Below are 25,401 nucleotides of genomic sequence, written 5' to 3' on the forward strand. Positions count from 1 at the left end.
ATGATTCTAAGGCTGACGCAAATCATAATTCAAGTGAATACGATTTTCTCAAGTTAATCAAATGTGAGTGCTTTTTGAGAACGTTCCAGCCCGTTTTTTCAGCATTCATGCCATAGCATGACGCGCAGAAAGGGGGATAATCGATGGCTCTGTATGCTGTAAGGAGGTAACGATGACAATGGCACTTTTCCCCTGTCTGCCTGGCACAACCCTCGACGCCGTGAATACCGTTGGGGCGTGGCTTGCTCAGGACGACTATCAGGACAATCAGCCCGTTGATCTGGTGATTCTGGCGGGTAATGCGGTGATCCCCGCGTTTGATGCTGCCTGTAAAAACGCGGCTGAACAGGGTGTTCCTCTGATCATCAGCGGCGGGATCGGTCACTCGACGACCTTCCTCTACGCCGCGATTGCGAAACACCCCCGCTATAACAGGATACCCACCACCGGGCGGGCTGAGGCAGCTATTCTGGCCGACATCGCCCGTGAATTCTGGAACATTCCGGCTGAGCATCTTCACGTTGAGGATCAGTCGACCAACTGTGGTGAAAACGCCCGCTTCAGCCGGGCGTTGATGAAACAATCCGGACTGAACGCCGCCCGGGTGCTGGTGGTGCAGGACCCGACGATGCAGCGGCGCACAATGGCTACGTTTGCCCGCGTATGCCGCGACGAGGCCGCAGCGCCCGCATGGGTGAGTCATCCCGGCCTGACGCCCGTGCTGCAAAACAGCGACGACGGTCTGGTGTTTAGCGGCCCGGTCGAGGGGTTATGGCCGGTAGAACGTTACCTGTCGCTGGTGCTGGGTGAATTTCCGCGACTCAGGGACGACATCAACGGCTACGGTCCGGCGGGACGTGATTTCATTGCCCATGTCGATATCCCTGCCGATGTGGACGCCGCGTGGCAGATCCTGCGAAACGACGTCATTCTCACCGACGCGCTGGTGAGCCGTTCTCTGCTGTAATGCTCTTGCCCGTTTGCGCCATCTTTTACGCAAACGGGCAGCCTTTGTTGCCGATTTGTGATTTTGGAAACGGGCTGACCCGTATCTTTTATGAGATATCTCACAAAAACAGACTCATAGAGTAGGCAATTGCCCCGGTAATTATAGTTTTTAACAATAAGTTTACTTGTTAAAAACAGTATGATTACAGGAGCAGGTTATGACAGTACCCGTACAACATCCTATGTATATTGATGGACAGTTTGTTGCCTGGCAGGGTGATGCATGGATTGACGTGATCAATCCGGCCACGGAAGAGGTCATTTCCCGTATTCCCGACGGCACCGCCGAGGACGCCCGCAAAGCCATTGACGCGGCAAAGCGCGCGCAGGCTGGCTGGGAGGCGCTGCCAGCCATTGAACGCGCCAGCTGGCTACGCAAAATTTCCGCCGGGATCCGCGAGCGCGTCAGTGAAATCAGCGCGTTGATTGTGGCCGAAGGCGGCAAGATCCAGCAGCTGGCGGAAGTGGAAGTGAACTTTACCGCTGACTACATCGACTATATGGCCGAGTGGGCGCGCCGGTATGAAGGGGAAATCATTCAGAGCGACCGTCCGGGCGAGAATATTCTGGTGTTTAAGCGTGCCCTTGGCGTCACCACCGGCATTTTGCCGTGGAACTTTCCCTTCTTCCTGATTGCCCGTAAGCTTGCTCCCGCGCTGATCACCGGCAACACCATCGTTATCAAACCGAGCGAATTTACCCCAAACAACGCCATCGCGTTTGCCAAAATCGTCGATGAGATTGGCCTGCCGAAAGGCGTCTTTAACCTGGTGCTGGGCCGGGGTGAAACCGTCGGACAGGAGCTGGCCGGGAATCCGAAAGTGGCGATGGTCAGCATGACCGGCAGCGTCGGGGCAGGTGAAAAGATCATGGCTGCGGCTGCGAAAAACATCACCAAAGTGGGGCTGGAGCTGGGCGGTAAAGCCCCGGCCATCGTGATGGACGATGCCGATCTTGAGCTGGCCGTGAAGGCCATTGTGGATTCACGCGTCATCAATACCGGGCAGGTGTGTAACTGCGCGGAACGTGTCTATGTCCAGAAGGGGATCTACGACCGCTTTGTGAATCGTCTGGGCGAGGCAATGAAAACCGTCCAGTTTGGCAATCCGGCTGAGCGAACGGATATTGCCATGGGGCCGCTGATCAACGCCGCCGCGCTGGAGCGCGTGGAGCAGAAGGTGGCGCGCGCGGTGCAGGAGGGGGCCAAAGTGGTCCTTGGCGGTAAAGCGGCAGAAGGTAAAGGGTATTTTTATCCCCCAACGCTGCTGCTGGACGTGCGTCAGGATATGGCCATCATGCACGAAGAGACCTTTGGCCCGGTGCTGCCGGTGGTGGCTTTCGACACCCTGGAAGAGGCCCTGAACATGGCCAACGACAGCGACTACGGTTTAACCTCGTCTGTTTATACGCAGGACCTGAACGTCGCCATGAAAGCCATTAAGGGGCTTAAGTTCGGCGAGACCTACATTAACCGTGAAAACTTTGAAGCGATGCAGGGCTTCCATGCGGGCTGGCGGAAATCCGGTATCGGCGGGGCAGATGGTAAACACGGTCTGAATGAGTATTTGCAGACGCAGGTGGTCTATTTGCAGTCGTAATCAGGAGCCCCCTCCATGCGAGGGGGTTCACATTTTCAGGAAAGGTGGTTATGTTGGCGCGATAATGGTTATTTATCGGGAAACAACATGCGCACAAAATATACGGGTCTGCAAATCAGCATTCACTGGCTGGTTTTTCTGTTAGTTATTATGGCCTATTGCGCCATGGAGTTCAGGGGATGGTTCCCGCGAAGCGATCGTCCGCTCATTAATATGATCCACGTTTCCTGCGGGATCAGCATCCTGGTGCTGATGGTGGCGCGCCTGCTTATCCGCCTCAAATTCCCGGCTCCGCCTATTCAACCGAAACCAAAAGCGATGATTACCGGGCTGTCCCATCTGGGGCATCTGGTTATCTACCTGCTGTTCATTGCGCTGCCGCTGATCGGCATGGTGATGATGTATAACCGGGGAAATGACTGGTTTGCGTTTGGCCTGACGATGCCGCATGCGGCGGAGGGGAATTTCGACCTGGTGGATACGCTAAAAGCGTGGCACGTGACGCTGGCGAATCTGGGATATTTCGTGATTGGTTTGCACGCCTTTGCCGCGCTGATGCATCACTATTTCTGGAAAGACAACACGCTGCTGCGCATGATGCCGAAAAAGCGTCAGTAACCGATAATGCCCTGCAAACCCGCAGGGCATTTTTTGCGGCTTATTGCAGTTGCGCGCGCTCCTGCGCCGTTAAGTCCAGTTCCTGAGTTGTACCCGTTTCTGAAGATTTTACAGCTGCTTCCAGCACCGCCATCACCGCCAGGGCTTCCACCGGCGGGACCGGGTTGTCAATCTTGCCGTTCAGGGCATCGCGCACGTTTATATAGTACTGCCGCTGGTCGCCTTTTGGCGCAGGGATAGCGCTGGCTTCACCCTGGGCATTAAGCAGCACCATAGCGTCGCTGTCTTCACCCCAGCTTTCACTACCCGGAATGACGCCTGCCAGCAGCTGGGCTTCCTGCTGATCGATGCGCGCTTTCACCACGCTAGCCTTGTCACCGTGAATGGTAAAGCGGGATACGCCGCCCGCCACCAGCATGCTGCAATGGAGGACCACTTTGTGTTCCGGATAATTCAGCACCACGTGCGCCCAGTCGTTAATCTCCGCGCCGTCACGGAGGGTGGCGATGTTGCCCTGTACCGACTGCGGCAGACCAAAAAGCTGTAGCGTCTGGTCAATCATGTGCGGGCCTAAGTCGAACCACAGGCCGCTGCCGGGAACGTTTTGCTCTCTCCAGCGCACGCGAACCTCCGGGCGGAAACGATCGATATGCGACTCAAAATGTTTCACCTTGCCGATGCTGCCTTGCGCAATCACCTGCTTAATGCCGAGAAAATCGCTGTCCCAGCGGCGGTTATGGAAGACGGAGAGCAGCAGCTGTTTTTCTTCAGCCAGCGCAATCAGATCCCGCGCTTCCTGCATATCCAGCGTGAACGGCTTATCTACTACCACATGCTTGCCGGCATTGAGCGCCAGGGTGGCCAGCGGCGCATGGGTCGCGTTAGGGGAGGCGATAACCACCAGATCGATATCCGGGTGCTGAATGGCCTCTTCCGGCGTGGCGACAACGAGCACGTCCGGCAGATCGCGTTTCACTTTCTCTTCATCCCGGGATGAGATCACCGCCAGCTTCAGGCCGTCAACGGACTGGATCAGCGGGGCATGGAACGTCTTACCCACAAAACCATACCCGATCAGCGCAATATTCATTGTCTTCACTTTATTCATGACCTTCTCCACGTTAATGTGCGCAAACGGTAACCTGCACGGCGCTATGGTCCCCGAGCTCTGCCCAGGGACGATCTAAAAACAGTTGATTAATCTCGGATAACCCTGACACCAGATACGGTTCGCACTGGTTGAGTTTTAGATGGTCGGCGACTACCCAGTGCGCCTGGCTTGCGGCCAGCATGGCACGCTTCACTTCGGCATCCGCCTCCTGACTGGCGCTCAATCCGAGTTCGGCATGGATGGCGCATGCGCCAAGGATGGCAATATCCGCCCGGTAGCGAGAGAGCAGCGAAAGGGTGGCGCTTCCGGCAAACAGGCGCTGTTTCTGATCCCACTTTCCACCGAGCAGGATCAGGTCGATACCTTCCCGATCGCTCACCTGTTGAGCGATATCAAGAGAAGGGGTGATGATGGTCAGCGGCCCCTGAAGGAAAGAGGCAACGGCCAGCAGTGTGCTTCCGGCATCCAGAAATAGCGTCGAGCCCGCAGGCACGCATTGCGCAACCTGTTTACCCAGCCGCTGCTTGATTTCAGGCAGCAAGGTATTCCTGCTAACCCGGTTCATCGTCGAGAGATTCAGCGCGATGGCGCCACCATGGTTTTTTTGTGCCAGTCCCTGTTTTTCCAGGTCGGTCAGATCGCGACGGATAGTGTCCGCTGAAACCTGCAATCGATCTGCCAGCTCGGTAATGCTGGCCTGGCCTTGTTCAGTAATGAAATCAAGCACATATTTCTGTCTGGCGGTTTTATGCATGGGCGCAGTATCCTGCAAAATGTCGCAATACTTCGCATTTTACAGCATTTTGCAGAAAAGGGAATCGGGACAGGCGCGGGATGTTATCCAAAAACAGTTTAATGGTGTGATTATTGATATCGCATTAATCAGTCATCAAAAACATGTATGTATCTTTTAGGTATGTTGTTATCGCTATGTTTTACTTATAAATTTGGCTTAAGCTGCCACATTCCAGCGCCTAATTGATATTTATAACTAATTTGTAATTATAAATTAGTGCATATATCTAACAATCTGTGTTTATAAAGTAAAATAATCCAGTTTTATTCGGTGGATTACTTAAATTGACATTTCTTTGAAAATCTTTGTGTCTGATTCGGGGTGAAATTAACGCAAAAATGTACACCGGGGTATTTTAGAATTTTCTTTATATTACAGTGGGTTTATTTGTTTCATCTGAAAGGTCTTTTATAACGTTTTGTCCAGAAACCCCATCTTTTTTCTTATTTGTAACAACACATTAACATTGCGGGTGTGGTTGCTTATATCACATTTTGTTATGCTGCGAATCAATAAATATTTAAGTAAATTCTTAAAAGAAAAAAAGGATTGAACGGCTCTCGTCTCAATTGAAATGGGTTAGGGGAACTCTTGCCCGGAATTAATGGAGAAGGGGCAATGGATTTCTGGCGAATTATTTGTACCTCTTCCTGGGTATTTATTTGGCTATCACCTGGAGTCGGGGGATATTATGAAGATGAAATGCAATAACAGGTTACTCAGATTATCTGCCTCCCTGACCTTAATTTCGTTGGTGGTGACTGCGGCTAATGCAAATAACGGCCAGGCGGGGATATCTCCCGTTGCGGCAATGACGATGAAAGAAAGTGTTCTTTTCGCTCTCGATCGCGACCCCTCGGTGAGTCAGCAGGCGGCACAGCTGGGGATCGGCCAGGCACAAATAGACGAAGCGCGCAGTGGCTGGATGCCACAAATAGCCCTGAACGGGAGTACGGGTCACAGCCAGACCACCGATTCTAGCGGCTCGTTGCGAAATTCCGTAGCCTGGGGCCTGAGTCTGACGCAGCTGGTGTACGATTTTGGCAAGACCAACAACAGCATCAGCCAGTCTTCAGCTCAGCGTGACAGCTATCGCTACCAGCTGATGAGCACGATGTCTGCCGTCGCGGAAAAAACGGCGCTCAGCTATGTGGAAGTGAAACGCTACAGCGATCTGTTGCAGGCGGCAAAAGAGAACGTGCAGGCGCTTAAAAACGTTGAGCAGCTGGCAAAACTCCGCGCCGACGCTGGCGTAAGCTCCACCTCTGATGAGCTTCAGACCCGCACCCGTATTGCCGGGATGCAGGCGATGGTAGAGCAGTACAATGCGTCCCTGAACAGCGCCCGCGCGCGGCTGGCGGTATTAACTGGCATACAGGCTGAACGCTATTCACCGGTTCCGGGAGGTCTGGCCGTGGAGCCGGATTCTCTCAATCGGATTGATTATTCACTGATCCCAACGGTGATGGCCGCGCAGAACATGGAGCGTTCAGCCCAGTACGGCGTAGAAACCGCGAAGTCTCAGCACTGGCCGACCTTAAGCCTGAAAGGGGGCCGCACCCGCTATGAGTCGGATAATCGCGCGTACTGGGATGATCAGATCCAGCTCAATATTGACGCACCGCTTTATCAGGGCGGCGCGGTCTCGGCGCGCGTCCGTCAGGCCGAGGGCGCAAGGGCAATGGCATCGTCTCAGGTCGATCAGGCCCGTTTTGATGTCCTGCAAAAAGCCTCCGTCGCACAGGCCGACTGGACCGGGGCGCGTGGACGAATGGAAGCCGGGAAACGTCAGCTGGAAAATGCGTTGCGCGCCCGCGATGTCTACAAAAATGAATATACCCTGAGCAAGCGCAGCATTAACGATCTGCTCAGCGTGGAGCAGGATGTCTGGTCTGCCACCTCCGCGAAAATAATGGCTGAATACGATGGCTGGAGTGCGGCGATTAATTACGCCTCTGCGGTGGATAATCTCATGCCGCTTATCGGAATAGAGAAAAACGCTGCCGCGAAATTACCTGATTTAAGTTAAAAAAGGCGCGCCTTTCTGCGCGAAATAAGTCAGACAATAATGGGTGATTTTTCCCAAGGATAGCTACATCCCTCTGGTGGACATATCCACAGGAATACGCGCACCTGCAAGGAGAAGAATATGAGTACCGCAAAAGTTGTTGATGTCATCATTCGCAAAACGGCAGAGAAGACGAAATTAACCGGTGAAGGGAATCTCTCGGTTTCTATTTCCTCACCGAGCGTGATTGAAATTCAGGGTTCTGCTCAGGACGTGGTGCGTTATGTCCGCCAGGGGAATGACCTCCTCATTTATATGAAAGATGGCAGCGTGATCCGCTGCAATAATTATTTTGTCGAAGACACGGAAACCCATAATCATTCCGAACTGGTATTTAACGATAACCAGGCGTTGACGCATATTTCATTTGCCGATGCCGGCGAAGCATCAGGCGTTGCCGCCACCGAATTAACCGCCCAGGCTGCACCCATTAGCAGCATTGAACCTTTCCTGGAGCAGGGAAGCGTATTAAGCGATGCGCCGTGGGGCTGGATTGCCGGTGCGGCGTTAGGGGGCGGTGCGATCGGCGCACTGCTGGCTCACGGCGGCGATGGCGAAACCAAAACCAGGGTTATTGATAATACAAAAGAAGTCGAAAGCGCTACGCCGACATTTTTGCTGGCGGACAACGCGGGTGACAAGCAGGGCGTGCTGAGTGCAAAAGAGGTCACGGATGATAACACCCCCACCTTCAGCGGTACCGGGCAGCCGGGCGCGACCATTCAGGTTAAAGACGGCAGCGGCAGCACCATCGCCAGCACCATGGTCGCGAAGGACGGCACCTGGACGGTAACACTCCCGACCCAGGCGGACGGGGAACATACCTGGTCCGTCGTACAGATCGACGGCAGTAAAACGACCTCTGCGGGCAGTATTACCGTAACCGTTTCTACAGCGGATACCAGCGTGACGCTCGCCACCACGGCGGGCGATAACGTGATCAACGCCAGCGAACAGTCCGCGGGCTTTACGCTGTCCGGCACCAGCAAAAACCTGGCGCAGGGAACGGCGCTTACCGTCACGCTCAACGGTAAAACCTATACCGCAGAAGTGGGAGCAAACGGCGCATGGAGCGTGAAGGTGCCTGCTGCCGACGCACAGGCGCTGGGCGATGGTACCTGGACGGTCAACGTCAGCGGAAAAGACGCGGCGGGCAACACCGTGTCCGGCAGCCAGACGATTGGCGTGGATACCGCCTCGCCAGTGATCTCTGTCGACACGATCGCCCAGGACAACATCATCAACGCGGCTGAACATAATCAGCCGCTGACGCTGACGGGGAAAACCGATGCGGAAGCGGGCCAGATTGTGTCGGTCACGCTGAACGGCAAAAATCACACGGCGACCGTGGGCAGCGACGGCAGCTGGTTCGTTACGCTTCCGGCCAGTGAAGTACAGACGCTGGCTAACGGCGAGCACACCCTGACGGTAAACGTCAGCGACAAAGCGGGTAATGGGTCCTCCATCACCGCCGATTTCACGGTCGATACCGCAGCGCCAGTGGTCACTATCAACACCGTCGCGGGCGACGACATTCTGAACACCAGCGAGCAGGGGCAGGCGCAGATTATTTCCGGCCAGGCGAACGGCGCGGCGGAGGGCGACGTTGTCACCGTGACCGTTGGCGGCAAGACCTTTACCGGTGTCGTCCAGGCGGACGGCAGCTGGAGCGTCGGCGTGCCTGCCTCCGTCATTGGCGCGCTGGGGGAAGGTAGCCACAGCATTTCGGTCGCCGTGACCGATGCGGCGGGCAACACCGGCAGCGCGACGCACGGCATTACGCTGAGCGGCAACCCGCCGGAATTTACCCTTGATCCCATCAGCCAGGATAACGTCCTGAATGCGCAGGAGGCCATGCAGCCCCTGAGCCTGAGCGGGACCAGTAATCTGCCGAACGGCAGCGCTGTCACCGTGACGCTGAACAACGTTAACTATCAGGCCACCGTTGAGAACGGTCGCTGGTCCGTTCAGGTGCCGGTTTCCGACGTGCTGGATCTGGCGAATACCCTTTTCACCGTCAGCGTCAGCGGCACCGACAGCGTGGGTAACAGCGGCTCCGCCGAGGCGAATCTGCTGGTAGACACCGTGCTGCCGCAGGTGATCGTCAACACCTTTGCCGGGGATAACCTGGTCAATAACGCCGAAGCGGCGGTTGACCAAACCCTCAGTGGACGCGTCACCGGCGCGGCGGCGGGCGATACCGTCTCTGTCACCGTGGGCGGCAAGAGCTACACCGCGACGGTTGGCAGCGACCTGAAATGGAGCGTGACGATCCCATCGGCCGACCTCCAGGCGTTTGGCGACGGCGATTTAACCTTCAGCGCCTCTGTCACCAATGCGCACGGCAATACCGGCACCGGCGAACGTGATATCAACATCAACGCCGAACTGCCGGGCCTGCGCGTGAACACGATCTCTGGCGATGACGTGATTAACGCCATCGAGCAGCAGCAGGATCTGGCCGTCACCGGCTCCAGCACTCATCTGGCCGAAGGCACACAGATCACCGTTACCATCAATAATGTCGAATACGTCACCACGGTTAACGCCAGCGGCAGCTGGCAGATTGGCGTGCCGGCGGCGGACCTTCAGGCATGGACGGCGGGAGGCATGACCGTCAGCGTCAGCGCGGAAGATGCCTGGGGCAACACCGTGGCGGCTGAACACCCGATCGAACTTGACCTGAATGCGGTGGCTATCACCATCGATACCGTAACCACTGACGATATGCTCAACGCGGCGGAAAAAGGCGCGGATGTCACGCTTTCTGGTCAGACGCAGGGCGTGGAGGCCGGGCAGACCGTGGTGGTGAAATTCGCGGATCAAACCTTTACTGCACAGGTGCAGCAGGACGGCTCCTGGCACCTGACCGTTCCGGCGAGCGCGATGGAAACGCTGACCGACGGGCGTGCGCAGGTGAGCGTCAGCGTTACTAACGTCAACGGCAACAGCGCGGACGCCTCACGCGTGGTGATCGTCGATACACAGCCGCCAGCCATTACGCTTGATAACCTGACCGACGACAACATCATTAATGCGGCAGAAGCGCAGCAGGATCTGGTGCTCAGCGGCAGCACAACCGCTGAAACGGGCCAGACGGTCACCGTGACGCTGAACGGTAAATCTTACCAGACTACGGTACAGGCGGACGGTCGCTGGCAGCTGAACGTGCCTGCCGCCGACGTAGGCGCGCTGACCGATGGCAATGTCACCGTGACGGCCACCGTCACTGACGTGGCGGGCAACAGCAGCAGCGTGGATCGCGTTGGGCTGGTGGATGCCACCGTGCCGCAGGTGACCATCAACGATTTCGTCACCGACACCAACACCGTTAACCAGCTGGCCCATGCTCAGGCGCAGATCCTGAGCGGCTCCGTCACCGGCGCGGCGGCGGGCGATTTGGTCACCATCACCATCAATAACGTAGACTACACCACCGTGGTGGATGCGGCAGGAAACTGGAGTCTCGGCCTGCCTGCGTCCGTCATTCAGGGGCTGACGGACGGCACCTGGACCATTAACGTCTCCGTGACCGATCGGTCCGGCAACACCGGCAGCAGTTCAGTGGATGTGGTGGTCAATACTGTGACGCCCGTTATCGGTATTAACACGCTGGCAGCGGATGACGTGATCAATGCGGCAGAGAAGGGCGAAGATCTGCTGCTTTCCGGTACCAGCAACCAGCCGGAAGGAACCACCATCACTGTTAATCTGAACGGTATCAACTACACCGCCACCACCGACGCCAGCGGCAACTGGAGCGTTACCGTACCCGCCTCTGCGGTGAGCGCGCTGGGTGAAGCCAATTACACCGTAACGGCGAGCGTCACCGATAATGTGGGCAATAGCGCCGCTGCCACGCACGATGTGCTGGTGGACAGCTCGCTGCCGGTTGTTACCCTCAACAACTTCGCGGGCGACAATATCGTCAACGCGGCGGAAGTGACCGCAGGGCAAACCCTGACCGGAAAGGTTTCTAACGCGGCATCGGGCGATACCGTCACGATTATCCTCGGCGGGCAGACATACACGGCTACCGTACAGGACGATCTCACCTGGAGCCTGCCGTTAACCCAGAGTCAGTTAACCGCGCTCGGCAACGGCGACCTGACCGTCTCGGCCAGCGTGACGAACGCGCACGGCAATACCGGATCGTCTTCCCTGGATGTCACCATTGACGCCCAGCTGCCCGGCCTGCGCATTGATACCGTCGCCGGTGACGACGTCATTAACGTTATTGAACACGCGCAGAACCTGGTTATCTCCGGCACCAGCACCGACCTGGCGGCGGGTAGCACCGTCACCGTGACCATCAACGGCAAGAGTTATTCCGCATCGGTACTGGCGGACGGCACATGGCAGGCTGCGGTTCCGGCCGCAGACGTCTCCCGGTGGGCGGACGGGTCGCTCACCATCAGCGCCAGCGCGCAGGATACCTCCGGCAACCCGGTGAACATCGGTACCGTTGTGGATGTCGATCTCGCCCCGGTGGCGATAAGCATTAACAGCGTGACGGACGACAACGTGCTGAACGCGGCAGAAAAAGGCCAGGATCTGGTGCTGTCCGGCTCCTCCTCGAACGTTGAAGCGGGCCAGACCGTTACCATTATCTTTGCGGGTAAAACCTGGACCACGACGGTCGATGCCAACGGTGACTGGACCTGCACCGTACCGGCTGCCGATCTGAGCGGCCTGAAGGACGGCGAAGCCAGCGTACAGGTCAGCGTAACCAACGTGAACGGCAACGCGGCCTCTTCCTCGCAGGCATTCAGCGTCGATACCGCCGCGCCAGCGGTCACCATCAACACCATCAGCGGCGACAACATGCTGAATGCGGCAGAGGCGGCGCAGGATCTGACCCTGAGCGGGACGTCTACTGCCGAAGCAGGCCAGACGGTCACCGTGACCTTCAACGGCAATCAGTACACCGCCCAGGTGCAGGCAAACGGCAGCTGGACGCTGGACGTACCGGCGGCGGATCTAGAGGGGATCGCCGACGGCAGCGCGGCGGTCACGGTGACCGTGTCCGATAAAGCGGGCAACCCGGCCAGTGCAGGGGCGTCCGTGCTGGTCGACACTACCGTGCCGCAGATTACCTTCAACATTGTGGCGGGCGACGACATTGTTAATATTGCCGAGCACGGCCAGGCGCTGATTGTCACCGGCAAGGTGACGGGCGCGCAGGCGGGCGATGTGATTACCTTGACCCTGAACGGCAAAGACTACACAGCGATGCTGGACGGTGCCGGAAGCTGGAGCGTGGGCGTTCCGGCGGCAGACGTGGGCGCGCTGGCTAACGGCGATCAGACGATCTCCGCCACGGTCACCGATAAAGCGGGCAACAGCACCAGCGCGACGCACGCGTTTGACGTCTCCCTGACCGCGCCGGTGATTGCCATCAATACCCTGGCGGTTGACGACGTGATCAACGCGACCGAGAAAGGCCAGGACCTGTTGATCTCCGGTACCAGCAACCAGCCGGACGGGACCCGCATCACCGTAACCCTGAACGGTATCAGTTACGCCGCCACCACCGATGCCAGCGGTAACTGGAGCGTCACCGTTCCGGCGGCAAACGTCTCGGCATTGGGCGAAGCGAGCTATAGCGTGACGGCCAGCGTGACCGATACTGCGGGTAATAGTGCGAACACCAGCCATAGCGTGCTGGTCGACAGCGCGCTGCCGCAGGTCACCATTAATGCGGTTGCCACCGACGACGTGATTAACGCGGCGGAAGTGGCTTCCGGACAAACCCTGAGCGGGAAAGTGAGCGGCGCGGCGAGCGGTGACACTGTCACGATCGGTATCGGGGGCAACACCTATACCGCGACGGTCCAGGACGACCTGAGCTGGTCGGTTAACGTGCCGTCTGACGTCTTAACCGCTATCGGTAACGGCGATCTCACCGTAACAGCGAGCGTGACCAACGGCCACGGCAACACCGGCACCGGCGAACGCGACATCACGATTGATGCCAGCCTGCCGGGCCTGCGCGTGGATACCGTGGCAGGCGACGATGTGATCAACAGCATCGAGCATGGTCAAAACCTGATTATCACCGGCTCCAGCGACGGTCTGGCGAGCGGATCGGCGCTGACGGTCACCGTCAACGGCAAAACCTACGCGGCAACCGTACTGGCAGACGGGACATGGAGTGCAGCTATTCCGGCGGCTGACGTCGGCGCGCTGAGCGCAGGCACGATCACCGTGACCGTTGACGGCCAGAGCGCGGCGGGTAACCCGGTTTCCATCAGCCACGACGTGAAGGTCGATCTGGCGACGGTGGCCATCAGCATCGACGCCGTTGCCACCGACGACGTGATTAACGCCGCGGAAAAGGGGGAGGACCTGGTACTTTCTGGCACGACCACCAACGTGGAAGAAAACCAGACCGTTACCATCACTTTCGGCGGTAAGACCTATAGCGCGACGGTGGATGCCAGCGGCAACTGGACGGCGACCGTACCGTCTGTCGATTTAGGTAGCCTGAAAGACGGCGACGCCAGCGTGCAGGTCAGCGTCACCAACGTGAACGGCAACAGCGCCTCGGCGGGCCGCGAGTACAGCGTGGACGCCACCGCGCCGACGGTGTCCATCGAGATCGTCAGCGACAACAACATCATCAACGCGGCCGAAGCGCAGCAGGATCTGGTCGTTAACGGTGTCTCCAACGCCGAAGCGGGCCAGACCGTCACCGTGACGCTGAACGGCGTGGACTACACCACCACCGTACAGGCGAACGGCAGCTGGAGCGTCACCGTACCGTCTGCGGATATCGGCGCGATTACCGACGGCAGTTACACCATCACGGCAGCCGTCGCGGATAAGGCGGGTAACCCGGCCTTGGCGGACCGCGATGTGCTGGTGGATACCACGGTGCCACAGCTGACCATTAACACCGTTTCCGACGACGACGTGATCAACAGCGCCGAGCATGCGCAGGCGCTGATTGTCACCGGTTCCGTGACCGGTGCGGCGGCGGGCGACGTGGTGACCGTCACCATCAATAACAAAGATTACACGGCGTCCCTGGACGCTTCCGGCAGGTGGAGCGTGGGCGTGCCTGCGGCGGACGTGAGTGCCCTGACCGCCGGGGATCACACCATCACCGCGGCGCTGACCGATAAAGCCGGAAACAGCAACAGCACAACGCACGAGGTTGAAGTCAACCTCACCGCGCCGGTGCTGACCATTGACACCGTGTCCGGCGACGATGTGATCAACAGCAGTGAGAAAACGCAGGATCTGACCATCACAGGTACGGCTTCCGGGCTGGCCGCGGGCGCGGTGGTCACAGTGATGCTCAACGGCAAAGCGTACAGCGCCACGGTGGATACCAATGGCCAATGGACCACAACCGTTCCGGCGAGCGAGGTGGGGCAACTGGGTGAAGCGCTTTACACCGTGTCGGCCTCCGCAACGGACAGCGTCGGCAACAGCACCAGCACCTCGCACACCGTGAACGTGGAATCCGTGCTGCCTGGCGTCATCATTAACACCGTGGCGGGCGACGACGTGATCAACGCGGCGGAGCTGGCAACCGGCCAGACCATTAGCGGCACAGTGGTGAATGCCGAAGCGGGCAACACCGTGACTGTGTCTGTTGGCGGCCATAACTACACCGCAACGGTGCAGAGCGATCTGACCTGGTCCGTCAGCGTACCGGAATCTGTGCTCACCGCGCTGGGCAATGGCGATCTGACCGTGACCGCCAGCGTCACGAACGGCGTGGGCAACAGCGGCAGCGGAGAGCGCGATATCACTATCGACGCGAATCTGCCGGGCCTGCGCGTGGACACCGTAGCGGGCGATGACGTGATTAACAGCATCGAACACGGGCAGAATCTGATTATCACGGGTTCAAGCGACGGCCTGACGGCGGGCACAGCGCTGACCGTCACCGTAAACGGTAAAACCTATGCAGCCACGGTGCTGGCAGACGGCACCTGGAGCGCGGCGATCCCTTCTGCGGACGTGAGTGCCCTTGCCGCAGGCACGGTCACCGTGAACGTTGAAGGCCAGAGCAGCGCGGGCAATCCGGTGACTATCAACCATGATGTGACCGTGGATCTGGCAAACGTCGCGATCAGCATTGACGCCATCGCTTCCGATGACGTGATCAACGCCGCCGAGAGGGGTGCGGATCTGGTGCTCTCCGGCACCACCGCGAATGTAGAGGAAAATCAAACCGTCACCATCACCTTCGGCGGCAAGAGCTACACTGCCACGGTGGACGCTGAGGGTAAATGGACCGCCACGGTGCCGTCTGCGGATCTGGCTGGCCTGAAGGACGGTGACGCCAGCGTGCAGGTGAGCGTCACCAACGTGAACGGCAACAGCGCGTCTGCGGGCCGCGAGTACAGCGTGGATGCTACCGCGCCGTCCGTGACCATCAACACGATTGCCACCGACGATATCCTCAACGCCTCAGAAGCACAGTCCGACCTTGCAATCTCCGGCACCAGCACCGCCGAAGCAGGCCAGACGGTGACCGTATCGCTGAACGGCAAAGATTACACCACAACCGTCAGCGCGAACGGCAGCTGGACGCTGAACGTGCCGGCAGCTGACCTTGCAGGATTAACCGACGGCAGCGTCACCGTAACCGCGAGCGTGAGCGACAAGGCGGGTAACCCGGCGTCGGTTGACCACGCCCTGACGGTGGACGTCACCGTACCTGCGGTGACCATCCACACCGTGGCAGGCGACGACGTGATTAACGTGGCTGAACACAATCAGGCGCAGATTATCAGCGGCTCCGCCACCGGCGCGGCGGCGGGCGATAAGGTCACCGTCACGATCGGCGGGCAGACTTATACTACCGTGCTGGATGCGGCGGGTAACTGGAGCGTGGGCGTTCCGGCGAATGTGATTTCAGGCCTCAGCGACGGCACCGTGACCGTCTCTGTGTCAGTCACCGACGCGGCGGGCAATACCGGCAGCGGCACGCATAATGTGACCGTCGATACCGGTCTGCCATCGGTCAGCTTCAACGCCATCAGTGATGACAACGTCCTGAACGCCGTTGAAAAAGGCCAGGATCTGAGCGTCAGCGGCACCAGCGCCAACCTGGCGGAAGGCACCCTGGTCACCGTGACCCTGAACGGTAAAAACTACACGGCGACAACTGCGGCAGACGGCACCTGGAGCCTGACGGTTCCGGCTGCGGATCTGGCCGGTCTCGGTCAGGCCAGTTACACCCTGAACGCGACGGCCACCAACGGCGTGGGCAACAGCGTGAGCAATTCTGCGAACCTGCTTGTCGACACCGCGCTGCCAACCGTCACCATCAACACCGTGGCGGGCGACAACGTCATCAACGCGGCGGAAGTGGCCGCGGGTCAGACCCTGAGCGGCACCGTGGCGAATGCCGAAGCGGGCAACACCGTGACCGTGACTATCGGCGGCTACAGCTACACCGCAACGGTGCAGAATAATTTGTCCTGGTCCGTCAACGTGCCGTCTGACGTGCTGACCGCACTCGGCAACGGCAGTCTGAGCGTGACGGCGACCGTCACCAACGGACACGGCAACACCGGCACCGGCGAGCGCGAGATCGCTATCGACGCTAACCTGCCGGGGCTGCGCGTCGATACCGTGGCGGGTGACGACGTGCTCAACACCATCGAGCACGCGCAGAATCTGATTGTTTCAGGCTCCAGCGACGGGCTGGCGACGGGCACGGCGCTGACGGTTACCGTCAACGGTAAAGATTACGCGGCAACGGTACTGGCAGACGGCACCTGGCGCGCTGCGATCCCGTCCACCGACGTGAGCGCGTGGCCGGAAGGCACCGTGAAAATCAGCGTTACCGGTGACAGCGCGGCGGGTAATCCGATCATCATCAGCCACGACGTGACCGTTGATCTGGCTACCGTTGCCATCAGCATCAATGCGCTTGCTACCGACGACGTGATTAACGCGGCGGAGAAGGGCGCGGATCTGGTGCTGTCCGGTGTGACCACCAACGTGGAAGCCGGGCAGACCGTGACCATTAGTCTGAACGGCAGGATCTACACCACCACCGTGGACGACAGCGGCAACTGGACTTACACCGTGCCGTCAGCGGATCTGGCTGGCCTGAAGGATGGTGACGCCAGCGTACAGGTGAGCGTCACCAATGTGAACGGCAACAGCGCCTCGGCGGGCCGTGAGTACAGCGTGGATGCTACCGCGCCGTCCGTGACCATCAACACCATTGCCACCGACGATATCCTCAACGCCTCAGAAGCGCAGTCCGACCTGGCAATCTCCGGCACCAGCACCGCCGAAGCGGGCCAGACGGTGACCGTATCGCTGAACGGCAAAGATTACACCACAACCGTCAGCGCGAACGGCAGCTGGACGCTGAACGTTCCGGCGGCGGATCTGGCAGGATTAAGCGACGGCAGCGTCACCGTGACCGCGAGCGTGAGCGACAAGGCGGGTAACCCGGCGTCGGCGGACCACAACCTTACGGTGGACGTCACCGTTCCGGCAGTGACCATCCACACCGTGGCAGGCGACGACGTAATTAACGTGGCTGAACACAATCAGGCGCAGATTATCAGCGGCTCCGCCACCGGCGCGGCGGCGGGCGATAAGGTCACCGTCACGATCGGCGGCCAGACTTATACCACCGTGCTGGACGCGGCGGGTAACTGGAGCGTGGGCGTCCCGGCAAATGTGATTTCAGGCCTCAGCGACGGTACCGCGACCATCACTGCATCAGTCACCGACGCGGCGGGCAACACCGGCAGCGGCACGCATAATGTGACCGTCGATACCGGTCTGCCGTCGGTCAGCTTCAACGCCATCAGCGATGATAATGTGCTGAACGCGGTAGAGAAGGGTCAGGATCTGCGCGTCAGCGGCACCAGCGCCAACCTGGGAGAAGGCACCGTGGTGGCCGTGACCCTCAACGGCAAAAACTACACGGCCACGACGGCGGCAGACGGCACCTGGAGCCTGACCGTTCCGGCAGCGGATCTGACCGGTCTCGGTCAGGCCAGTTACACCCTGAACGCGACGGCCACCAACGGCGTGGGCAACAGCGTGAGCAACACCGCGAACCTGCTTGTAGATACCGCGCTGCCAACCGTCACCATCAACACCATTGCGGGCGATAACGTCATCAACGCGGCGGAAGTGGCCGCGGGTCAGACCCTCAGCGGCAAGGTAGCGAACGCGGAGGCGGGCAATACCGTCACCGTGACCATTGGCGGCAACACGTACACCGCGACAGTGCAGAGCGATCTGACCTGGTCCGTGAACGTGCCGGAATCCGTCCTGACGGCGCTGGGCAACGGCGACCTGACGGTGTCTGCGACTGTGACCAACGGCCACGGCAACACGGGAACGGGCGAGCGCGATGTCACCATCGACGCCAGCCTGCCGGGGCTGCGCGTGAATACCGTGGCGGGCGATGACGTGATCAACAGCATTGAGCATGGTCAAAACCTGATCGTCTCCGGCACCAGTGACGGGCTGGCGGCAGGCACAACGCTCACCGTGACCGTGAATGGCAAGACCTATGCCGCGTCGGTACTGGCAGACGGCTCCTGGAACGCGGCGATCCCGGCGGCAGACGTCGCGGCCTTCGCAGCAGGTACCGTCACCGTGACCGTGGCAGGCCAGAGCGCGGCGGGCAACCCGGTGACCATCAGCCATGACGTGACCGTCGATCTGGCGGCGGTGGCTATCAGCATTGATGCGATTGCCACCGACGACGTGATTAACGCGGCGGAGAAAGGCGTGGATCTGGTGCTCTCCGGCAGCACCTCGAACGTTGAGGAAAACCAGACCGTTACCGTTACCTTCGGCGGCAAGACGTACACCGCGAAGGTGGATGCTGACGGTAACTGGACGGCCACCGTGCCTTCCGCCGATCTCGCGGGCCTGAAGGACGGTGACGCCAGCGTGCAGGTGAGCGTCACCAACGCGCACGGCAACAGCGCCTCGGCGGGCCGCGAATACAGCGTGGACGCGACTGCGCCAACCGTGACCATTGATACGGTAGCCGGCGACAACGTGATCAACGGCAGCGAAGCGGCTGCGGGCGTGGCCATTTCCGGCACCACCACGGCTGAAGTCGGTCAGACGGTCACCGTGACGCTGGGCGGAAACAGCTACACCGCACAGGTTCAGCAGGGCGGCGTCTGGAGCGTGAACGTGCCGGGCACAGACCTTTCCGCACTGGCGGATAACGGTTACACCGTGCAGGCCAGCGTGAGTGACGCCGCGGGTAATCCGGGCAGCGCGGGGAAAGCGATTACGCTTGATACCACGCCGCCGACCGTCAGCTTTAACGTTGTGGCGGGCGATGACGTCATCAACAGCGTGGAGCACGGGCAGGCGCAGATCGTCAGCGGCACCGCAACCGGCGCCAGCGTCGGCGATAAGGTGGTCATCACCATCGGTTCGAACCAGTACACCACCACCGTTGACGCCAGCGGCAAATGGAGCGTGGGTGTTCCGGCCAGCGTGATTTCCGCGCTGACCGACGGCACCTTAACCCTTAGCGCGACTATCACCGACAGCGCAGGCAATAGCAGCACTCAGACTCATGACGTGGTGGTAAATACCGCATCGGTCGCGCTGACCGTCAACACCCTCAGCGGTGATGACGTGATCAATGCGGCAGAAGCGGGCGCGTCGCTGGTCATCAACGGCTCCAGCGCGCAGTTCGCCAGCGGTACGCAGGTCACTATCACCCTGAATGGTAAGAGCTATACGGCCACTATCCAGAGCGATGGCTCCTGGACAACCACCGTACCGGCCGCCGACGTGGGCACCCTGGCCGACGGCGCGAGCTACCAGGTTTCTGTTTCGGCGCAGGACAGCGCCGGGAACAGCGCCTCGGCGACGCACACCATCAGCGTGGATACCACTGCGCCGGTGGTGAGCATTGGGAAGCTGTCGGTTGACGACATGCTGAACGCCGCGGAAGCGCAGCAGCCGCTGACCGTGCACGGATCTTCCAGCGCGGAGGCGGGTCAGACCGTTACCGTGACGCTGGGAGGAAAAACCTACACTGCGCTTGTCGGCAGCGACGGCACCTGGACGCTCGACGTGCCGGCAGCCGACCTGGCCGCCCTGAGCCAGGGCGCGCTGACGGTCACCGCTTCGGTCAACGATAAAGCCGGTAACAGCGGCCAGACGACGCATACCTTAACGGTCGATACCATCGCGCCAGCCGTCACCATTAGCACCGTGGCCGATGACGATATCGTCAACAACGCCGAGCAGCTGGCGGGGCAGACCATCAGCGGGACCACCACCGCGGAACAGGGCCAGACGGTGACCGTCTCCTTCAACGGCCACAGCTATCAGGCGACCGTCGGTGCGGACGGCTCCTGGTCGGTCTTCGTGCCGGGGCGTGATTTCCTTGGCCTGAGCGACGGGGATTACACCATTACGGCTACGGTGAGCGATAAGGCAGGTAACCCGGGCAGCGCAACGCACGACGTGACGCTTAACGGCGACGTGCCGACCATCGCCATTAACACCTTTGCGCAGGACGATATCGTAAATGCCGCCGAACATGGCACGCCACTGGTTATCAGCGGCACCACCGATGCGCCAGCGGGCCAGACGGTGACAATTACGCTTAACGGTAAAACCTACACGGCTACCGTTCAAAATGACGGCACCTGGAGCTATACGGTCGGCAGCGCAGACGTGACCGCGCTGGCGGACGGCGGTTCGTACGTGATTAACGCGCAGGTGAGCAACGCCATCGGCAACAGCGCCAGCGATAACCACACCGTAACCGTGGATCTCACCGCACCGTCGATGGGGATCAGCATTGATTCCCTGCAAAACGATACCGGCCTCAGCGCGAATGACTTCATCACCAACGACAGCCAGGTGGTGGTGAATGGTTCCCTGACCGCGCAGCTCGGCAATAACGAGAAGGCGCAGATCAGCCTTGACGGCGGCGTCACCTGGATCGACCTGACCGTCACCGGCACCACCTGGCGCTACACTGATGGCCGCACCCTGACGGACGGTACGTATCAGTACCAGGTACGCGTGATTGATAACGCGGGCAACGTTGGGGCAACGGACAGCCAGGACGTGGTAATCGATCTGACGAAGCCTGCGGCGGCGACCATTACCGTGGATTCCGTCTCGCAGGATACCGGCCTGTCCGACAGCGACTTCATTACCAGCGACAACCAGATCAGCCTGAAAGGTACGCTCGGCGCGGCCCTGAGCAGCGGCGACCACGCCCAGATCAGCCTGGACGGTGGCGCGACCTGGACTGACGTGAGCGTTAGCGGCCTGAGCTGGACGTATATTGATGGCCGTACGCTGACCGACGGGGATTACAACTACCAGCTGCGCGTGATTGACGAGGCGGGGAATATCAGCGCCACCACCAGCCAGGTGGTGACCATTGATACCGTCGCGCCGGACGCCAGCAAAACGATCGCTATCGACAGCATCAGCGACGATACCGGCCTGAGCAGCAGCGACTTTATCACTCGCGACACGTCCCTGACCCTGCACGGCTCACTCGGCGCGACGCTGGCCGACGGCGAATATGCCCAGATCAGCATCGACGGCGGCGTCACCTGGCAGAACGTGATCGTCACCGGCAACAGCTGGTACTACGTGGACGGCCGCACGCTGGGTAACCAGACCTATGACTACTACGTTCGCGTAGTGGATGCGGCGGGCAACGTGGGTGCCAGCGCTCATCAGCAGGTGACGGTCGATACGGTCGCGCCGGATGCGGCGATTACGGTGACCGTGGATAACATCACCGTCGATACCGGTTTCGATAACAATGACTTCCTGACCAGTTCGACCTCGTACACGCTCAACGGGACGCTCGGGGCCGAACTCGGGGCGGGTGAGTATGTGCAGGTGAGCATGGATGGCGGCACCACCTGGGTTTACGCCACGGTAAGCGGTACCCAGTGGCGCTATACCGACGCGCGCACCCTGGCCGACGGCGATTACCGCTATCAGGTGCGGGTTGTCGATCAGGCGGGCAACGTCGGGGCCACCACCACGCAGGACGTGACGGTGGATACCCAGGCGCCGCAGTACGGCATCACCATTGACAGCATCAGCGAAGATACCGGGCAGTCCGGAAGTGATTTCATCACCATGGACACCTCGCTGACGATCAACGGTTCGTTGGGCAGCGCGCTGGCCAGCGACGAGCGCGTACAGATTAGCCTCGACGGCGGCAATACCTGGATTGACGCTACCGTCACTAACCAGCGCTGGAGCTATACGGACACCCGCGATCTGGCGGACGGGGATTACAACTACCAGGTGCGGATCATCGACCAGGCGGGCAACGTCGGCTCAACCACTTCGCAGGTGGTAACGGTTGATACCACGCCGCCTGATACGGTGGGAACGGTGGTCAGCTATACCGACGGGGAAGGCGAACGTCAGGGCAGCTTCGGCGCTTCGGTGGCAACAGATGACAACTCTCCAGTGATTAACGGGACGCTTAACCGTGCGCCGGACAATGGCGAGATCGTGCAACTGTATCGTGACGGTGTGCTGCTGGGACAGGTGACGATGAACGGCGCCGCCAGCTGGTATTTCCAGGACAGTGGTCTGAATGACGGTAATCACGTCTATATGCTGCGTGTGACCGATCTGGCAGGTAACTTCACCGACTCAGATGATTTCGTGCTGAAAGTGGATACGAGTATCCCGACAACCACCGTGACCATTAACCCTCAGACGACGACAGATAGCACCCCGATTCTGAGTGGACTGGTATCGGCGGGACTGACCAACGGCGAGTACGTGGTTATCACCGTGAACGATAAAACCTACACCTCAGAGACTGGCGGTGCGGTCGTGGTCGATCCGGATAACAACACATGGTATTTGCAGCTCCCTGACGGCGATGCGCTGAGCGTGAAGAATTATGATGTTACGGCACAGGTGAAAAGCAGCGCCGGCAACGGTAATACCGCTGGGTTGACTACCGGTAGCCTGATTGTAGGGAGTGAAGAATCATTGACGCCGGCCTGGTCATTTACCGCCGCGAACTACTCCTATTCTGCCAGCTATATGCTGGATTCGGATGGGCTGTGGACGATTATGGCCAACCAGCAATTCGCATCCGCCAATACCAGTAGCCGTAACGCTTACACCGTTTCAGGCAATTTCTCAATGACGGGGAGTTACACAACCGGTACTTACGCGGATATCAACCGCGACGGGCTGGCTGACGTGCTGGCGGAAGGGACAAGTTACTCGTACATGGTGCAGCTGATTAACAATGGAGACGGTACATACACCTCCAGTACGCTGACCAATATGGGGGCTGCGGTGTGGTATGGCGCGGTGGTCGCCATTGACATCAAGGGCGATGGTTACACTGACTTTGTCATCGGCGATGCTGGCGGGCCTGATTCCAGCACCGTTATGCTCAATAACAACGGCACGCTGACGGGCAGTTCGAAGTCCGGTACGTACTCCAGTTTCGTATCGGGATCAACGGTAGGTAACTACAACAGTCTGATTGAAACGTCCGGTGTGGATTTGAACAACGACGGAAAAGTGGATATTGCCCAGCATACGACCAACGGGGGCAACAACTATGCCCTGTCGACCATGTTTAACCAGGGCAATGGCTCATTTACGTGGGGGCAAAACTTCACCAATACCATGTACAGCGGCTATGGTTCCGCCGCAGCGTCCAATGCCGTGAGTATGACCTGGGCCGACTTTAACGGTGATGGTTACATGGACCTGTATATGAGCATGTCCCGTACCTCCAGCGGAACCAGTCAGGGCGGGGTGTTAATGCTGAACGACGGTAGCGGCAACCTTCTGGCCGGCACCGCGGTTGGAACGGCGACCACGGATAAGTTTGTGGGTAACGTCAGCGTGGCGGTGGACTGGAACCTCGACGGTCACATGGACATCATCAAGCTGGCGAATAGCGGGCAGTCTTATCTTTACACCAATGATGGACTGGCAGGTACTGCAAGCTTTACTGCTTCGAAATTCAGTACCGCTACGTCAACTCAGGTATCCGGCGCGGCTCTGCTTGATTACGACTGGGATGGCGCACAGGATCTGCTCATTTTCCGTCAAAACGGTACGGTTTTACTGGAGCGGAATACCAATACGGTCGCACCAGGTACGGCCTTGCATCTGAAGATTGTCGACAGCGAAGGGATTAACGCCTTCTTTGGCAACACTGTCCAGCTGTACAACGCGGCAGGCCAGCTGGTCGCCAGTGAAATCATCAACGCCCAGTCCGGGATTGGCATTAACGATTCCTCGTCGCTCATCAGTTTTTACGGCCTGGATCCCAGCGAGACGTATCACGCGGTGCTGGTTCGTGCCGTTAACGGTGTTTCGAGTAACGTAACCTGGGACGGGCTGACGGCAGGAGACGGTAAAGAAAGTTACGCCCTGACGGCTGAAGCTGCTACGGGCGGTCACCAGGGCACCCTGACAGGTACCGGCTACAACGATACCTTTATCGCTGAAGCAGGGACGTATACCTACAACGGTTCCGGTGGCTGGACGACGACCTCTGAACACGACACGTGGAGCAGTACGGGCGGCATGGATGTCGTGGATTATCGCAACGCCACTTCCGGCGTCACCGTCGATTTAGGACGCTCTACGGCGCAGAGTACCGGATTCGATACCGCGACACTGGTGAATATTGAAGGCATCAACGGCTCCGACTATGACGACGTGATCACCGGCAACAGCGGTGATAACCAGTTCGAAGGCCGGGGCGGGAACGACACCTTCAACATCGGCAGCGGCGGTCACGATACGTTGCTCTATAAGCTGATCAACGCGTCTGACGCGACGGGCGGCAACGGCAGCGATGTGGTGAACGGCTTTACCGTCGGCACCTGGGAAGGGACGGCGGATACGGACCGTATCGACCTGCGCGACCTGCTTTCCGACAGCGGTTATACCGGCACCGGCTCGGCGAGCTACGTCAACGGCGTGGCGACGCTGGACAGCAGCGCGGGCAACATCGCCGACTACATCCGCGTGGTGCAGAACGGCAGCAACACCGAGATCCAGGTTGACCTGGACGGCACCGGCGGTCAGTTCTCGCCCACCACGCTGGTGACGCTGAACGGGGTGCAGACAGATCTGGCGACGCTGCTGGCGAACCACCAGCTGTTAATTGCGTAAAACACTGCCGCGGGGAGCGATCCTCGCGGCTTTTTGCGTTTCTTTACACGAATAGCCATAACCCTAT

The 25,401-nt window shown here is 59.2% G+C and carries 7 protein-coding genes; 5 read left to right on the forward strand and 2 right to left on the reverse strand.

Annotation, left to right across the window (positions count from 1 at the left end; translation table 11 throughout):
* Positions 1-172 precede the first annotated feature (172 nt).
* From SK47_RS09885 to cybB, 3 genes are all read left to right on the forward strand, one after another.
* Positions 173-967, forward strand: coding sequence for a YdcF family protein (locus tag SK47_RS09885; RefSeq protein WP_075262091.1), 795 nt, complete (start codon positions 173-175; stop codon positions 965-967).
* A 199-nt stretch (positions 968-1,166) separates the two neighbouring features.
* Entirely contained in the window at positions 1,167-2,606 is a 1,440-nt protein-coding gene (aldA, locus tag SK47_RS09890; RefSeq protein WP_048244038.1) for an aldehyde dehydrogenase, read from the forward strand.
* 87 nt (positions 2,607-2,693) lie between these two features.
* Positions 2,694-3,224, forward strand: a complete 531-nt coding sequence (cybB, locus tag SK47_RS09895; RefSeq protein ID WP_003857288.1) for a cytochrome b561 — start codon at positions 2,694-2,696, stop codon at positions 3,222-3,224.
* Positions 3,225-3,264: 40 nt separating this feature from the next.
* On the opposite strand, the gene SK47_RS09900 is transcribed toward cybB, so the two are convergent.
* Positions 3,265-4,332, reverse strand: coding sequence for an oxidoreductase (locus SK47_RS09900; RefSeq protein ID WP_023314112.1), 1,068 nt, complete (start codon positions 4,330-4,332; stop codon positions 3,265-3,267).
* Between the two features lie 13 nt (positions 4,333-4,345).
* The gene (locus SK47_RS09905) at positions 4,346-5,089 is read right to left on the reverse strand and encodes a DeoR/GlpR family DNA-binding transcription regulator (RefSeq protein ID WP_045333016.1); all 744 of its coding nucleotides are present in this window, start codon (positions 5,087-5,089) and stop codon (positions 4,346-4,348) included.
* A 733-nt stretch (positions 5,090-5,822) separates the two neighbouring features.
* Here SK47_RS09905 and SK47_RS09910 point away from each other — a divergent pair.
* Together SK47_RS09910 and SK47_RS09915 are read left to right on the forward strand one after the other, a co-directional pair.
* On the forward strand, positions 5,823-7,160 hold the full coding sequence (locus SK47_RS09910; RefSeq protein ID WP_048244040.1) for a TolC family outer membrane protein: 1,338 nt from the start codon (positions 5,823-5,825) through the stop codon (positions 7,158-7,160).
* Positions 7,161-7,280: 120 nt separating this feature from the next.
* Positions 7,281-25,334, forward strand: coding sequence for an Ig-like domain-containing protein (locus SK47_RS09915; RefSeq protein ID WP_048244042.1), 18,054 nt, complete (start codon positions 7,281-7,283; stop codon positions 25,332-25,334).
* Positions 25,335-25,401 lie beyond the last annotated feature (67 nt).

This window comes from Enterobacter sp. BWH52 (genome assembly GCF_001037565.1).
Lineage (GTDB): Bacteria > Pseudomonadota > Gammaproteobacteria > Enterobacterales > Enterobacteriaceae > Enterobacter > Enterobacter hormaechei_C.

Bases quoted from the DNA above. Each gene is read 5' to 3' on its own strand.
- SK47_RS09885 (WP_075262091.1), top strand. From the start codon at position 173: ATGACAATGGCACTTTTCCCCTGTCTGCCTGGCACAACCCTCGACGCC.
- aldA (WP_048244038.1), top strand. From the start codon at position 1,167: ATGACAGTACCCGTACAACATCCTATGTATATTGATGGACAGTTTGTT.
- cybB (WP_003857288.1), top strand. From the start codon at position 2,694: ATGCGCACAAAATATACGGGTCTGCAAATCAGCATTCACTGGCTGGTT.
- SK47_RS09900 (WP_023314112.1), bottom strand. From the start codon at position 4,332: ATGAATAAAGTGAAGACAATGAATATTGCGCTGATCGGGTATGGTTTT.
- SK47_RS09905 (WP_045333016.1), bottom strand. From the start codon at position 5,089: ATGCATAAAACCGCCAGACAGAAATATGTGCTTGATTTCATTACTGAA.
- SK47_RS09910 (WP_048244040.1), top strand. From the start codon at position 5,823: ATGAAGATGAAATGCAATAACAGGTTACTCAGATTATCTGCCTCCCTG.
- SK47_RS09915 (WP_048244042.1), top strand. From the start codon at position 7,281: ATGAGTACCGCAAAAGTTGTTGATGTCATCATTCGCAAAACGGCAGAG.